The 14,171-nt window shown below is 69.9% G+C and carries 14 protein-coding genes; 8 read left to right on the top strand and 6 right to left on the bottom strand.

Annotation, left to right across the window (positions count from 1 at the left end):
- Positions 1-18 precede the first annotated feature (18 nt).
- Together LKO27_RS10750 and LKO27_RS10745 are read left to right on the top strand one after the other, a co-directional pair.
- Positions 19-1,458, top strand: a complete 1,440-nt coding sequence (locus tag LKO27_RS10750; RefSeq protein ID WP_227737501.1) for a HAMP domain-containing sensor histidine kinase — start codon at positions 19-21, stop codon at positions 1,456-1,458.
- Positions 1,455-2,117 (top strand): response regulator transcription factor, encoded by a 663-nt coding sequence (locus tag LKO27_RS10745; protein WP_227737500.1) that lies wholly within the window; start codon positions 1,455-1,457, stop codon positions 2,115-2,117. The genes LKO27_RS10750 and LKO27_RS10745 overlap by 4 nt, the downstream gene beginning before the upstream one ends.
- 303 nt (positions 2,118-2,420) lie before the next feature.
- On the opposite strand, the gene LKO27_RS10740 is transcribed toward LKO27_RS10745, so the two are convergent.
- The 6 genes from LKO27_RS10740 to LKO27_RS10715 form a co-directional block, all read right to left on the bottom strand.
- A complete protein-coding gene (locus LKO27_RS10740; protein WP_227737499.1) occupies positions 2,421-3,602 on the bottom strand; it encodes a uroporphyrinogen-III synthase in 1,182 nt (393 codons plus the stop codon).
- Positions 3,599-4,018: a nitrite reductase small subunit NirD gene (gene nirD, locus LKO27_RS10735; protein ID WP_227737498.1), complete on the bottom strand. Its 420-nt coding sequence runs from the start codon at positions 4,016-4,018 to the stop codon at positions 3,599-3,601. Before nirD ends, LKO27_RS10740 begins: the two co-directional genes overlap by 4 nt.
- Positions 4,015-6,666, bottom strand: a complete 2,652-nt coding sequence (gene nirB, locus LKO27_RS10730; RefSeq protein ID WP_227737497.1) for a nitrite reductase large subunit NirB — start codon at positions 6,664-6,666, stop codon at positions 4,015-4,017. Before nirB ends, nirD begins: the two co-directional genes overlap by 4 nt.
- Before the next feature lie 168 nt (positions 6,667-6,834).
- Positions 6,835-7,302 (bottom strand): hypothetical protein, encoded by a 468-nt coding sequence (locus LKO27_RS10725; RefSeq protein WP_227737496.1) that lies wholly within the window; start codon positions 7,300-7,302, stop codon positions 6,835-6,837.
- Positions 7,303-7,402: 100 nt separating this feature from the next.
- Complete coding sequence (locus LKO27_RS10720; protein WP_227737495.1) at positions 7,403-7,867, bottom strand: hypothetical protein; 465 nt, start codon at positions 7,865-7,867, stop codon at positions 7,403-7,405.
- Positions 7,868-7,983: 116 nt separating this feature from the next.
- Positions 7,984-8,379, bottom strand: a complete 396-nt coding sequence (locus tag LKO27_RS10715) for a hypothetical protein (RefSeq protein WP_227737494.1) — start codon at positions 8,377-8,379, stop codon at positions 7,984-7,986.
- Positions 8,380-8,479: 100 nt separating this feature from the next.
- Between LKO27_RS10715 and LKO27_RS10710 the strand changes: the two genes are divergently transcribed.
- The 6 genes from LKO27_RS10710 (at position 8,480) to LKO27_RS10685 (ending at position 14,154) form a co-directional block, all read left to right on the top strand.
- Positions 8,480-8,890, top strand: a complete 411-nt coding sequence (locus tag LKO27_RS10710; RefSeq protein ID WP_227737493.1) for a hypothetical protein — start codon at positions 8,480-8,482, stop codon at positions 8,888-8,890.
- A 718-nt stretch (positions 8,891-9,608) separates the two neighbouring features.
- The gene (locus LKO27_RS10705; protein ID WP_227737492.1) at positions 9,609-10,181 is read left to right on the top strand and encodes an SAF domain-containing protein; all 573 of its coding nucleotides are present in this window, start codon (positions 9,609-9,611) and stop codon (positions 10,179-10,181) included.
- The gene (locus tag LKO27_RS10700; protein ID WP_227737491.1) at positions 10,181-10,987 is read left to right on the top strand and encodes a hypothetical protein; all 807 of its coding nucleotides are present in this window, start codon (positions 10,181-10,183) and stop codon (positions 10,985-10,987) included. The genes LKO27_RS10705 and LKO27_RS10700 overlap by 1 nt, the downstream gene beginning before the upstream one ends.
- The gene (locus tag LKO27_RS10695; protein WP_227737490.1) at positions 10,980-12,425 is read left to right on the top strand and encodes a CpaF family protein; all 1,446 of its coding nucleotides are present in this window, start codon (positions 10,980-10,982) and stop codon (positions 12,423-12,425) included. The genes LKO27_RS10700 and LKO27_RS10695 overlap by 8 nt, the downstream gene beginning before the upstream one ends.
- Positions 12,413-13,270: a type II secretion system F family protein gene (locus LKO27_RS10690; protein WP_227737489.1), complete on the top strand. Its 858-nt coding sequence runs from the start codon at positions 12,413-12,415 to the stop codon at positions 13,268-13,270. Before LKO27_RS10695 ends, LKO27_RS10690 begins: the two co-directional genes overlap by 13 nt.
- Positions 13,267-14,154 carry a hypothetical protein gene (locus tag LKO27_RS10685; RefSeq protein WP_227737488.1) on the top strand — a complete coding sequence of 296 codons (888 nt, stop codon included), beginning with the start codon at positions 13,267-13,269 and terminating at the stop codon, positions 14,152-14,154. The genes LKO27_RS10690 and LKO27_RS10685 overlap by 4 nt, the downstream gene beginning before the upstream one ends.
- Positions 14,155-14,171 lie beyond the last annotated feature (17 nt).

The raw sequence follows: 14,171 nt of genomic DNA, 5'->3' as shown, positions 1-14,171 counted from the left end.
ATCCGTGAGAATGGGGAGATGATCCGGACCGAGACGCCGCCCGAGCCGCCGCGCGTGTCCATCCGGCAGCGGATCTCGCTGGCGATGGTCCTGCTCGCGGTCTTCGTCCTGGCGGCGACGGGCACGCTGGTCTTCCTGTTGGAGGGGCGCTCGATCGAGCGCCGGGTCGCCGATGACCTGGAGCTCAACCGGCAGGAGTTCGTCGTGCTGGCCACCGAGGGCGTGGACCCCACCACCGGCGTCACGTTCGCGGGGCCGTCGGAGCTGCTGCGCACCTACCTCGCCCGATCCGTGCTGAGCGTGGACGAGGGAGAGATCGGCTTTGTCGAGGGACAGGTGGAGTGGGTGTCGTCGGAGGGCGTGCAGTTCCGTCCCGAGGACGACGACGAGCTCATGCGACACGTGCAGCCCCTGACGTCGGCCGAGTCAGTCACCCGCGGCAGGCTCAGGACCGGCCAGCGGGAGTACTACTACATCGTCACGCCCGTGCACTTCCCGGAGGCCACCGGCGCCCTCGTGCAGGTGCACAACCTCGACGGCGCGCGCGAGGACCTCGACGACACCATGGTCGCGTTCCTGGTGGTCGCGCTGGGAGCGAGCGTCGCGGCCGCCGTCGTGGCGTGGCTGCTGGTGGGTGAACTGTTGAAGCCGGTGGAGGAACTGCGCGCGGCGGCCGAGGCCATCGGCGAGCACGACCTCACCACGCGCGTCCCCGAGCGCGGCAACGACGACCTGACCCGACTGTCGATGACGATCAACCGGATGCTGGACCGGCTCCAGGCGGCCGTGGAGGGCCAGCGGACCCTCCTCGACGACGTCGGCCACGAACTGCGCACCCCACTCACGATCGTGCGCGGTCACCTCGAACTGATGGACGTCGACGACCCCGCCGACGTCCGCCAGACCCGTGAGCTGGCCATGGACGAGCTGGACCGGATGGGTGGCCTCGTGGGCGACCTGCTCACCCTGGCGAAGTCCCAGCAGGGCGATTTCGTCCGTCCCCGGTGGACGTCCCTGGCTACGCTGACCGACCAGACGTTCGAGAAGGCCCGCGCGCTCGGTGACCGGAGCTGGCGCCTGCGGCACGTTGAGTCCAGCGACGCCTGGCTCGACCCCGACCGCATCACGCAGGCGTGGCTGCAACTGGCCGCCAACGCGGTCAAGTACTCCGAGCCCGGCAGTGCGGTGACGTTCTCCTCCGAGCTGGTGCAGGGCGAGGTCCACCTGAGCGTCGAGGACAACGGCAGCGGCATCCACCCCGAGGATCTGGAGCGGATCCGCCAGCGCTTCGGCCGCGGCCGGGCCACCGACGGGCACTCGGGCGCGGGTCTGGGCCTGTCCATCGTCGAATCCATCGTCGCGGCACACGACGGGCGGCTCGACATCCAGTCCGAGCCCGGCGTGGGGTCCACGTTCACGCTCGCCCTGCCGCTGGCACCCCAGAAGGAGACTTCGTGAGCACCATCCTGATCATCGAGGACGAGGAACGGATCGCCTCGTTCATCGCCAAGGGGCTCAAGGCGGCCGGGTTCACCACCCACGCGACGACCTCCGGCGTCGAGGGCGCGGCGCTGGCCACCCACGGGAACTTCGACCTGGTCGTCCTCGACGTCGGCCTCCCCGACATCGACGGTTTCGAGGTGCTGGAGCGGCTCCGCGGGCAGGGGGTCGACGTCCCGGTCATCATGCTGACCGCGCGCGCGTCGGTGACCGACCGGGTCACCGGGCTGGAGGGGGGCGCCGATGACTACATGCCCAAGCCGTTCAGCTTCGAGGAGTTGCTGGCCCGCATTCGACTGCGCCTGCGCAAGGCATCCAACGCGGATTCCTCCGGCACCGAGTTGTCGCACAACGGCCTGCGGCTGGACCTGCGAACGCGGCAGGCCTTCGTCGATGACAGGGTGGTGGACCTGTCCGCGCGGGAGTTCACGCTGGCAGCCACGTTCCTGCAGAACGCCGGCCAGGTGCTGAGCCGGGAGCAGCTGCTGAGCAACGTCTGGGGCTACGACTTCGACCCCGGCAGCAACGTCGTCGACGTCTACGTCCGCTACCTGCGCACCAAGCTGGGCAAGGAGCGCTTCGAGACCGTGCGCGGCATGGGCTACCGCCTGGTCTGAGTCCTCCCCCGGGGGTCTCGACACGCCGACTCGTCCCTCCCCGGCTACTCGACCAGCGAAAAGCGACCAACTCCCGCTGATCGAGTAGGAGCCCGCGAAACGCGACCACCACCCGCTGATCGAGTAGGAGCCCGCGAGGAACGAGCGGGCGACGTGTCGAGATCACCCTCGCCTCCCCGGGGTCTCGACACGCCGACTCGTCCCTCGCCGGCCACTCGACCAGCGAAACGCGACCATCTCCGCTGATCGAGTAGGAGCCGCGAGGAACGAGCGGACGACGTGTCGAGATCCCCCTCGAGCCGCTCAGGCCAGGCCCAGCCGGTACCCGCGCCTCACGACGGTGGCGACTAGGCCCCGGTGACCCGCGGCCTCCCGCAGCCTGGCCACCGCCACCTCCGCGGCGTGCGGATCGCGGGAGCTGCCGGGGAGGACGTCGAGCACTTCGTCACGGGTGACCACCTCTCCATGCCGGGCGGCGAGCAGGCGCAGCACCTCGAGGCTGCTCGGGGACAGGGCGAGGATGGCGCCGTCGAGCACGGCCACCCGGGAGCGCAGTTGCAGGTTCCCGGCCACCGTCGAGACCGCGAGCGTCCCGGCGCGCTCGTAGTGCTGGACAAGGGTGCGGACGAGCGCGCCGAGCCGGCCGCGCTCGGGTTGCAGCGGCGTGATGCCCCGCTGTTCGAGCGGCCGGGCGGTGATGGGACCGACTGCGGCTGCCACCATCGAGCCGTCGATGAACCTTCCCACCACCGCCCTGCCGTGCCCTTGGCTGTCGGCGGCAGACAGCCAGGCCTCCGCGCCCGGCGCGGAGGTGAAGACGACAGCGTCGATCTCCCCCTCCGCGGCCGCGACGACGGAGGAGCTCAGTGCCTCGGGGTCCGGCGGCGGACCCCACCGGTAGACGACGAGGCTCACCACGTCCGCCCCGGCCTCCTCGAAGGCGCCGTCGAGGCCATCGGCGCCCGCACCGTGGTGCTGGATCGCGATCCGGAGCCCCGCCACCCCCTCGCCCAGCAGCACGTCGGCGATCTCGGCTGAGGTCTCGGACTCCGCCACCCAATCGGCGGTGAGCCCGGCGGCCTGGATCGCGCCGCGTGCCTTTGGACCGCGCGCGACGATGCGGGCGTCGCCGACGGCTGCCAGCAGCGGCTCGGCCAGACCGTGGGCGTCGGCCGCCTCCACCCAGGACCGGAACCCGATTCCCGTGGTGACCACCAGCACGTCGGGCGGGTGGGCGATGAGCTCGCGGGTGCCGGCCAGGAGGAGGGCGTCGTCGGCGTGCGGGACCATGCTCAGGGCTGGCGCGTGCCGGATCTCCGCCCCGCGACGCGCCAGCGCGGCGGCAAGTTCGCTCTTGCGCCGATCCGCGGTCAACAGCACCGTGCACCCGGCCATCGGCTGCTCCAGCGGTGTCCGGGTGGTGGGCGCCGCGGGCTCGTCCCCGACGACGGGGTCCGGCCGGGCGCGGGCCGCCTGGGTGCTCACGCGGCCACCGCAGGTGCGGGGAGCGTGCTCGGGCGGGTGGCGACGTGGACCACGCCGTCGCGGACCTCGACCGGCCAGGTGGCGAGGTCCGGGCCCAGCCCGACGACGGGGGTGTAGCCGGCGGTCTCGAGGCAGCGGCCGGTGACCAGGTCGAAGACCTGCTTGTACATCGGGCCGGCGACGGTCGCGACACCGGCGCGGGTGCCGACGATGCCCCGCGACATCACGTTGGCCCCGGAGAACGGGTCCCGCTGCTGGACGGCCAGCACGGTGTCGTCGGCCAGTCGGAACAGTGCCACCTGGACGCCGTCGACGAGGGCGGCGGCGCCACGCTCGGGCAGGAGGTCCTGCAACTGGCAGACGCGCTCCCAGACGGTTTCGGTGGCGGATGAGGTGGGGACGGGGATGATGCTCATCGACGGACCTCCAGGGTGGTGCCGGCTATGACGACGGGGCCGGCGGGGGCGGTGCCGGCGAGCGCGCGCTCGTCGGCGGTGGCGGGCCGGATCTGGCCGCGCTCGGTGACGTAGGCGAGGTCCGGGTCCGGCGAGGTGGGCGCGTTGACGAAGGCGTTGAACCGGCGCAGCTTCTCCGGGTCCTCCAGAACAGCACGCCACTCGTCATAGTAGTTGTCGACGTGGCGGGCCATGGCGGCGTCGAGGTCCGCGCAGATGCCCAGCGAGTCGTCGAAGATGACCGCACGGATGGCGTCCAGGCCGCCCTCATGGTCCTCCACCCACGGTGCGGTGCGCTGCAGCCGGTCCGCGGTGCGGATGTAGTACATGAGGAACCGGTCGATGGTGCGCAGCAGTTCCTCGCTGGTGAGGTCCTCTGCCAGCAGTTGCGCGTGCCGCGGCGTGAAGCCGCCGTTGCCGCCGACGTAGACGTTCCACCCCTTGTCGGTGGCGATCACGCCGACGTCCTTGCCCCTGGCCTCGGCGCACTCGCGGGCACAGCCGGAGACGCCGAGCTTGATCTTGTGCGGCGAGCGCAGGCCGCGGTAGCGCAGTTCCAGCTCCACGGCCATGCCGACGGAGTCCTGCACGCCGTAGCGGCACCAGGTGGACCCGACGCAGGACTTGACCGTGCGCAGGGACTTGCCGTAGGCGTGCCCGGACTCGAAGCCGTGCTCCACCAGCCGGCGCCAGATGTGCGGCAGCTGCTCGATCCGGGCGCCGAACATGTCGATGCGCTGGCCGCCGGTGATCTTGGTGTAGAGCCCGAAGTCCTTGGCAACCTGCCCGATCACCATCAGCCCCTCCGGCGTGATCTCCCCACCGGGGATGCGCGGGACCACCGAGTAGGTGCCGTCCTTCTGCAGGTTGGCCATGACGTGGTCGTTGGTGTCCTGGAGGGTGGCGCGTTCGCCGTCGAGGATGTGCCCGGAGTCCAACGAGGCAAGGACGGAGGCGACGACGGGCTTGCAGATGTCGCAGCCGCGCCCGCCGCGGCCGAAGCGGTTGATGATGTCCGAGAAAGTGGTTAGGCCGGCCACGCGGACGGCGTCGAACAGCTGGGCGCGGGAGAGGTCGAAGTGCTCGCACAGTGCGCTGGAGACCTCGACGCCGGCGCGTTCCAGTTCGGTGGTGGTGAGCTTCTTGACCAGCGGCAGGCAGGAGCCGCAGCTGGTGCCGGCGCGGGTGCAGGCCTTGACGCCGGCCAGGTCGGTGCAGCCGTGCTCGGTGACGGCGCCGCGGATGGTGCCGGCGGTGACGTTGTTGCAGGAGCAGACGACCGCGGCGTCGGGCAGTTCGACGCTGGGCGCTCCCTGCGCGCCGGCGCCCTCGGGCAGGAGGAACAGGCCCGGGTCACCCGGCAGTTCGGCGCCGAGCAGCGGCCGCAGGGTGGCGTAGGGGGCGGCGTCGCCGACGAACACGCCGCCGAGCAGGGTGCGGGTGTCGTCGGAGAGGACGAGCTTCTTGTAGACGCCGGCCACCGGATCCGAGTGGACGAGTTCCATCGCGCCGGGGGTGTCCCCGAAGGCGTCGCCGAAGCTGGCGACGTCGACGCCCTGGAACTTGAGCTTGGTGGCGGTGTCGGCGCCGGGGAAGGTGGCGGCGCCGCCGAGCAGCCGGTCGGCCACCACCTCGGCCATGGCGTAGCCGGGCGCCACCAGGCCGATGCAGCGGCCGTCGATGCAGGCCACCTCGCCGACGGCCCAGACGTGGCGGTCGACGGTGCGGCAGGCCGCGTCGACGACCACACCGCCGCGCTCCCCCACCGGGAGGCCGGCGTCGCGGGCGAGTTCGTCGCGGGGGCGGACGCCGGTGGCGACGACCACGACGTCGACGTCCACGCGGCCGCCGTCTGCGAAGTCGAGCCGGCCGACGTGGCCGGTGCGGCGCGAGGCCTTCATGGCGGTGGTGAGGGTGTCGCAGCGCACGGCGATACCGACGCCCTGGATCAGGCGCTTGAGGGCCTCGCCACCGCCGAGGTCCACCTGCGCGTTCATGAGGTGGGTGCCGCTCTGGATGACGGTGGCGTGGGCGCCGAGCGCTTTGAGCGCCCCAGCGGCCTCGAGGCCGAGCAGGCCACCGCCGATCACGGCGCCGCGGACGGTCCACTCGTCGTCGGGGCGGAAGTTGGCGGGGTGGCGCTTCTTCTCCACCCAGCCACGCAGGGCCGCGACGTCGTCGATGGTGCGGTAGACGAACACGCCGGGCAGGTCGTTGCCGGGGATGGGCGGCACGGCGGCGCTGGAGCCGGTGGCCAGGACGAGTTCGTCGTAGGCGTGGACCCGGCCGAGGCGGTCGGTGACGGTGCGGGCGTCGCGGTCGATCGCGGTGACCCCGCAGCCGCGATGGAAGGTGACGAGCTCGTCGTCCCAGAGCCCGGGGTTGCCCAGGGCGAGTTCCTCTGGGTCGCGGGCGGAGAAATAGCTGGTGAGCGCGACGCGGTCGTAGGGGCGGCGTGGTTCCTCGGCGAACACCGAGATCCGCCAAGTGCCGGAGGTGTCGCGGGAGCGGAGCGCCTCGACGAGCCGGTGCGCGACCATGCCGCCGCCGACGACGACGACGTGGCGGGCTGCGGCGTCGGGGCCTTGGGCAATGTCTGGTCTGGTCACGTCATTGACGCTACGGGCGGCCCGTTTCGCGGCAGTGTCCCGTGGGTTGCCCGGCCGTAACGGTTGTCTCACCATCGTGTTACACGGCCTGTGAGAACGGCCCGGACGCGATGCGCCCCCGGTCGGGGGAACCGGGGGCGGCACTTGGGTCAGCGAGGCGGGCGAGGCTCAGTCGTCGTCGGACTCGCTGTCGTCGTCGTGGTTGTCGTCGTCGTTGCTGTCATGGTTGTCGTCGTCGTTGCTGTCATCGTTGTTGTCGTCGTCGCTGTCGTCGTCGTGGTCGTCGTCATCGTCGTACTGCACGGGAGCGAGGTTGGGGACCGGCTTGCCGGTAGTGGTGGCAGAGGAGGCCGACGGGGAGGCTGTCGCCTCCGAGGTGCTGCTCTCCGGCAGGGGCGTCACATCGGGCGTGCTGAGGCTCGGCGAGGGGGAAGGGGTGGGGCTGCTGTCGTCGCCGCCCACCCGGATGGGGACGTAGTCCTGGTCGGGGTGGGCGCTGGGCGTGACGGTGATGGCCGGCTGGACGTCGTCTCCGTCGTTCGGGCTGGCGCTGGAGGCCAGGACTCCGCCCAGCACGGCAGCCACCCCCACCACGGCGGCGGCGATCCAGGTTGTGGTCTTGTTGATCAGGGACATCTCATTCTCCTTCGACAACCCTCATTCAACCGCCCCAAGATGAGGCGCCGCGGAGACGCGGATTAGAGATCTCTCACGAACGCGGGGAACCGTTGCCCGTTCAGGAGTTCGGGTCTGGCTCCGGTGCTGCGGGCAGCCCGAGGTTCGGGAACTTGAGCTGCTTCTCCTTGCCTGCCTTCCAGAACTGCCAGCCCGGCGCCGCCTCCGGCTCCTGCCAGGCCAGGTAGCCGAAGTTCCCCGGGCGAGGGTTGCCCCAGACGGCGCGCACCACGAATGCGGCCTCGCTCACGGCCTCCTCGACCTTCTCCGGCGCCGCGGGCCACGGCGTCGAGCGGCGCCACACCCCGCTCCACTCGTCGCACAGTTCCCAGCCGCGTTCACGGAGGCGTTCGTCGTCGCCGGCGCTCTCGTTGGAGACCTCGGTGCGCAGGGTGTCGCCCTCGGGGGAGACGGAGAACTGCATCCGGGTCTCGGGTGCGTCCTTCTTCACGACGAGGGTGCCGCCCCTCCCGAGGGAGGCGACCGCCTCGGTGATAGCGGTCTGCACTTGCTTCCAGTCAGCCATTGCGTTCCTTCACGTCGTCGTCGAAGTTCGCACCCAGTCTCCCAGACCCGGCCAAGCGCCCAGGACAGGGGGCGTGCCTCGGGATGGAGCCGCCCGACGCGGTGCCCGACCCAGCCTCACCCCGGCTGGTCCCCTCCCATCACCCGGATCTCGGTGTGGTGGCGCTTGGCCCAGCCGAGCACGGCGCGCACGCAGGTGCCATCGTCGTGGAGGTGCGTCAACAGCACGGGCACTCCCCTGAGCATCGCGACGGCGGCGATGCCGATGCCGCCCGCGCCGTCGCCGCGCGCGAGGATGGTGGTCCCGTCGGCGAAGCGGAGCCGCACGGTGCCGTCGGTCCCGAATGGCTCGGCGCCGCGCAGTGGCGTGCGGCGCAGGCGCACGCGGTCGAGGGAGGCGAGCAGGTGCCTGGTGAAGGCGTCGCGGTGCTCCGCCGCGGCGGCCTCCAGTGCGGCGGAGAGTTCGTCGTCGAACAGGCCCTCAAACGGGTCGTTGGGCTTGTGCTCCCGCATTCATCCAGTATCCGCGCCCCGGCCGTTCGTGGGAAGATTCCGATCCTCACCGACTGAGGGCCGCCGGTACCTCGAAGTCGGAGCGGACTAGGCTTCCCCCATGAGCAGGGAAGAACGAGCGGCCGACGCCCGCCGCCGGGTGGAGCTCAGCGAGCAGGCCGCCCGAAACGAGGCCGCCGCCGCACAGGTGCTCATCGACGAGTTCATCGCCGCAGCGCGGGCCAAGGGCTTGGAGCCCGTACCACTGAAGGCGCGCACGATGGACGGCCACTTGGTCAAGACCGACAAGTCCGGCTGGTACCTGCGCCTGAACCACTCCATCGCCATCGACACCGACGGCGGCTACCAGGTGCTCACCGTCCCCGGCGGCTGGAAGGAACGGATCACCGGCGTGAAACTGAAGGCGACCCTGCCATCGCTGCAGGTTGGTCGCGGCGGCCGCGACGGTGAGACCGGCACCCTGAAGGAGTTCCTGGGCTGGGTCCTCGACGGCCAGGTCCCCCAGGACTGACCGCTCCAGGCAGGGACGCCACCCGCCCGCTTAGGTGTGGCGGAATGGACGAATGACCGGCGTTCACGCCACAGCTAAGCGACACGCTTGTCGGCATTGGTCGCACCGGCCCTTCCGCCGTTGACGGCACGTGGCAGTCGGCGCCACCAAGCTCGGTCACGATCCCTTCCTGCGAGCCTGCCCCCGGTTCACCAGCGGTGCCCCGGGTTCACCAGCGCTACCCCCGGTTCACCAGCGCACCCCCGGGTTCACCAGCACTCCCCCGGATTCACCAGCACTCCCCCGGATTCACCAGCACTCCCCCGGATTCACCAGCACTCCCCCGGATTCACCAGCGCTCCCCCGGGTTCACCAGCGTTGTTGCTCGCCACCAGCCGTAGAGCGCTGGTGGCGACGAACAACGCTGGTAAACCGTCCGCCGGTGGGACCGCGCCCTCAGCCGTGCACAGATGTCCACAGAGTTGTCCACATTTGTCCCCTGTATCAACAGCCGAGTGATCGTGAGGTGAACGGCGGATGAATGACCCCCAAACGGGCGGCAAAGAGTCGCGATCCACGGCTGAAGTTATCCACAGCTCGGAGATCTGCGCCGCAAGTGACCCCATCGGCCTCATAAATTACGGGCGTCAAGCTAGGTGGTGATGTGATGCTGCGAGACAGCAATCCTCACGCGGGGGAACCTACTGCTCCCGCTCAGACAAGACCCCAAGGGGTCCAGTTGCGCCCACGCCGCAGTCCGCGGCTGGTTGCCCTCGGGGTACTGCTGGTGGTCCTCGGCGCTCTCGGCGCCGCCGCTCTCTACACCCTCAGCGTGGACCAGGAGAGCGCCGTCGTGATGTCGCGAGACGTCATCCGGGGGCAGGAACTCGCGGCAGAGGACCTCAGGATCATCTCGGTCCCGGCGGGCTTCCAGGTGGACCGCATACATCCAGACACGATGCCGGAACTGATCGGCAAGACCGCCCTCAACGATCTGCCAGCCGGCGCCTTTCCCTCATCGCGGCATCTGGGAGAGACGCCAATCCCGGCCGATCACAGCCTCGTCGGTCTCCAACTCGGCCCCGGCCGGATGCCCGGTACGCAGCTAGTCCCCCGGATGAAGGTCCAGCTCGTCAGTCTGGCCGAGGGCGACGCAACAGTGACCGACGCCCTCGTCGCACAGGCGCCGGAGCTCACCGACGACGGCACGGGGTTCGTGATCGACGTCGTGGTTCCCGACGCCGCGGCGCACGCCGTTGCCCGCCTGGCGGCCACCCAGCAGCTCGCCCTGGTCGCGGTGGGTGAGGACTGATGGCCGTGATCGTCTGCGCCAGTGGCCCCGGGTCACCGGGGGTGACGACGAGTGCGCTGGGCCTGGCCCTGTCCTGGCCGGGCAGCGTGTTGCTGGCCGACTGCGATCGTGAGCCGGCGCAGTCCATCCAGGCCGGGTACCTGCGCGGACTCGACCATGGCGGTCGCGGGCTGTCCGGGATCGCCAGGCTGCACCGCGAGAATCGACCGATCGCGCCTGAGTTGTGGCACCACACCGTCGCACTCACGGAGGAACCCGACGTCGCACGGCGCTTCCTGCCCGGGTTCTCGCTACCCGCGGCCGTGCGACTGTTCGACGTCGTGTGGCCCCAACTCGCCGACGCCTTCGCCGCCATCGAGACGCAAGGGATGGACGTCATCGTCGACGCTGGACGCGTGGGACGCGACGGACTCCCGCTCCCCCTCCTGGCGAGGGCCGACGCGGTGTGCTTCATCTCTCGGACATCCCTGCGGTCGCTTGCCGGGGCACGGCTGTACCTCCAGTTGCTGTCCAACCAACTCGGCCAGCTGCCGGTCGACAAGCTCCTGGGCCTGGTACTCGTCGGACCGGACCGCCCTTACTCGAGCCGCGAGATCTGTGCCCAGTTCGGCGTGGAATGCTGGGCGGAACTGGGGTGGAGTCCCACTCTGGCCGCGGTCCTGTCCGACGGTGAACCCGAACCGAGGAACTTCTCCAACCGGGGCCTGATGAGCCAGTACCGGGCCTTCGGAATGCGGGTGCGGGAGCGCATCAGAGGCGCACGCGAGCTCGAACGCGCACTCACTGCCAGGACCGCGCATGTCTAGCCCGGTCTCGCAGCTGCCCAGCCTTGGCGGCGCATTCAGCTCCCTGGCTGCCTCCGAATGGGGAGCCCAGCCCCCACCCGCGACCCCACGCCGCAATGTGCCGGACCCGAGACCGCCGTCCCTGGATGTGGACTGGCCGTTGGTGGTGACCTTGCGACGTCGCGCCGCCGAACGCATCAGCCAGATCAGCCAGCAGTGGTTGGCCGAACGACACACGCCGATCCCCGAGGAGGATCGAAGGGTACGCGGCCGCGCGGTGATCCGCTCGGTGGTTCACGCCCACGCGGAGCAGCTGACGGAGTCCGGCGAGGCACTGTGGCCGATGGCCCTCGAGGACCGCTACGCCGCTGCCGTGGAGAGTGCGATCTTCGGCTATGGACGGCTACAGCCGTTGTTCGATGTCCCCGACGCGGAGAACATCGAGATCCACGGCTGGGACTCGGTGATGGTCCAGTACGGCGACGGGCATCGCGAGAAGCATCCGCCGGTGGCTGATTCAGACGAGGAACTGGTCGAGGCCATCCGGTTTCTGGGTGAGACCGCCAACCCGCCGCGCCCCTTCGATGACGCGCACCCCACCATGACCCTCGCGCTGGGAGACAGGTTTCGGCTGCACGCCATCGGCTTCGGCCTGAGTTACCGGCCGTCAATCATCATCCGGCAGCACATCCTGACCGACGTCACCCTTGCCGACCTGGCCGAGGACGGAATGCTTCCGCAACCCGTGGCCCGCCTCCTGCAATCCGCGGTGCTGGCGCGAAAGTCGATCGTCATCTCGGGCGACCAGGGAGCCGGCAAGACGACGTTGCTGCGGGCGCTGATCGCGGCCATCCACCCGAGTGAACGGTTCGGGACGCTGGAGACCGACTACGAGCTGCTCACCCACTTGCAGGCCAGCCGGCGCAACATCCTGGCTCTGCAGGCCAAGACCGGCCTGGGTGAGAGCGCGGGCGGTGCGGCCGTAGGGACCTGGAGCGTCGCAGACCTCATCCCTGAAGCACTCCGGCAGAACCTGTCCAGACTCGTCGTAGGCGAAGTTCGCGGTGCGGAGGCCGGTGCCATGTTCGAGGCGATGCAGGCGGGGGCCGGCACGTTGTCGACCACTCACTCGCATTCGGCCACCGCCACCATCGACCGCCTTGCTGCGCGCGTCGCCCAAGGAGGGGTCCTCGGAATGAACGAAGCCCTGCGGCAGGTGGCCCACAACATCAACTTCATAGTGCACGTGGTTCTTGAGGACAACGCTTGGCGTGGCGGGAATCGGCGTCGCCTCGTCAGCGAAGTCCGACAGCTCACCGGGTCCATCGAGAACGGCCGCCCAAACACCCACCTCGTGTACCGGGCTGCCACGCACTCCAGCGGGGAGCTGTTCCAGCCGGAAGCACAGATGGCCGCAGAGCTGGCCCCCTTTGAGGCCGGTGCGACGTGGAACCGTTGATTGCCGCGGGCGTGGGTGCGCTGACCGCGCTGGGTATCGTCCTGGTGGCGGTGGGACTGACCCCGCGCGAGCCATCCACACAGTTGTCCCCAATCCTGTGGGAAAGATTGGGTGCACTGTGGGAATCTCTGTCCCCCCGACGCCAGGTCTGGGTGGTGGGGGCCTTGCTCGCAGGCGTGGTGACGGCCGCTGTGACGGGGTGGATCGTGGCGATGGTCGTTGTCCCGGCACTGGTCATCGGAATCCCGTCCCTGCTCTCCGAGCCGCCGCAGAGGGAGATCGACGTGCTTGCAGGACTCGACCGTTGGGTCCGGCTGCTCGCACCCTCGATCGCCACCGGCAAGTCCATCCGAGACGCGATCATCGCCACCAGACATCAGGCACCTGCTGCGCTGAGTGCGCCGGTTGCACGGCTGGTGGCCCGGATAGATCAGGGATGGACGACGCGGGACGCCCTGCTGGCGATGGCGGACGACCTCAACTGCGCCGACGGTGACGCCGTGCTGGCGGCGCTGGCCATCGCGGCCAGCAGGGGAGGCGCGGGCACCCGGGCCACCCTGTCTGCACTGAGCACGAACACCCAGGAACGGCTCCGCACCTTGCGCGAGATCTCGGCCGAGCGCGCCAAACCCCGAGCCGTGGTCCGCCAGGTCACCTTCATCACACTGGCGGTACTGGGTGTGTCGATCCTGCTCGGCGGTGACTTCTTCGCGCCCTATCGAACCCCCCTCGGTCAAGCTCTGGCGCTGGGGCTGGCAACCATCTACATGGGAGCGCTGGCCATGCTGCGGCGCCGAACCGTTCCCACTCCAGGTCCCCGCTTCCTGAGGAGCACGGCCACATGAGCGGACTGGGGCTCGCGGCGACGGCGGGGCTGGTGGCGGGTCTGGGCGTGTTCCTGGTGACCGTCGGCCTCGCCAGCCGGACGGTTCGACTCGACGACGCGCTGACGGCCCTCGACGGCGCCGTCGCCACCCCATCGGTCCTCCCGCCCCAGAACGCACAGGGGTTGGAGGCGGTCGGCTCCTGGTTTCAGCGGCGGCTACGACTGCCTGTCAGCGAACGACAGCAACTGCTCCTGCTCCAACAGGACCGCTCCGTCGGAGACTTCTTTGCCGAGAAGCTGGTCATGGCTCTCGCGGGTCTGTTCCTGCCGACCTTCTGGGTCACGGTGCAATACTTCCTCGGCAACAGGCCCAGCCCACTGCCGATCGCCTTCGGTCTGGTGGCCGGGGCGCTGGGCTACTTCCTGGCGGACTGGAACCTCGCTCGGACAGCGGCGCAGGTGCGCCGCACCACCACCGAGAGCGTCCACACGTTCTTCGATCTCGTGGCGCTCGAGCGCCTTGCCAACGCTTCGGCATCCCAGGCCGTGGCCTCCGCGGCGCGGGTGTCCGAGGCGCCGCTGTTCCGCAGGATTTCGGCCGGGTTGGAGCGCACAAGGCTGGAGCAGGCGACGCCGTGGGACGAGATGATCAGGATCGCCCACGAATGGGAGCTGCCTGAGTTGATCGACTTCGCCGATGTGATGCGGCTGGAGGAACAGGGCGCCGCGCTGGCGGACGTGTTGCAGGCCCGGGTGAAGGAACTCCGGCAAGCGCACGTCACCAGGCAGCGCAGCGACGCTCAGGAGGCCACGGAGGGGCTGACCATCTGGATGACGATCCCCGCGCTCCTGTTGGGTCTCGCCTTCGTCATACCCCCACTGCTCACCATCTCCGGGATGTAGCGCACATCCGGGCTGAT

The organism is Tessaracoccus sp. OS52 (assembly GCF_020687685.1).
Taxonomy (GTDB): Bacteria; Actinomycetota; Actinomycetes; order Propionibacteriales; family Propionibacteriaceae; genus Arachnia.
The sequence above is the reverse complement of the archived record's forward strand: the minus strand, read 5'-3'. Positions and strand labels throughout refer to the sequence as shown.

Excerpts from the sequence above, each read along its gene's own strand:
- LKO27_RS10750 (WP_227737501.1), top strand. The coding sequence starts at position 19 with ATGATCCGGACCGAGACGCCGCCCGAGCCGCCGCGCGTGTCCATCCGG.
- nirD (WP_227737498.1), bottom strand. The coding sequence starts at position 4,018 with ATGAGCATCATCCCCGTCCCCACCTCATCCGCCACCGAAACCGTCTGG.
- LKO27_RS10725 (WP_227737496.1), bottom strand. The coding sequence starts at position 7,302 with ATGTCCCTGATCAACAAGACCACAACCTGGATCGCCGCCGCCGTGGTG.
- LKO27_RS10720 (WP_227737495.1), bottom strand. The coding sequence starts at position 7,867 with ATGGCTGACTGGAAGCAAGTGCAGACCGCTATCACCGAGGCGGTCGCC.
- LKO27_RS10715 (WP_227737494.1), bottom strand. The coding sequence starts at position 8,379 with ATGCGGGAGCACAAGCCCAACGACCCGTTTGAGGGCCTGTTCGACGAC.
- LKO27_RS10710 (WP_227737493.1), top strand. The coding sequence starts at position 8,480 with ATGAGCAGGGAAGAACGAGCGGCCGACGCCCGCCGCCGGGTGGAGCTC.
- LKO27_RS10700 (WP_227737491.1), top strand. The coding sequence starts at position 10,181 with ATGGCCGTGATCGTCTGCGCCAGTGGCCCCGGGTCACCGGGGGTGACG.
- LKO27_RS10695 (WP_227737490.1), top strand. The coding sequence starts at position 10,980 with ATGTCTAGCCCGGTCTCGCAGCTGCCCAGCCTTGGCGGCGCATTCAGC.
- LKO27_RS10685 (WP_227737488.1), top strand. The coding sequence starts at position 13,267 with ATGAGCGGACTGGGGCTCGCGGCGACGGCGGGGCTGGTGGCGGGTCTG.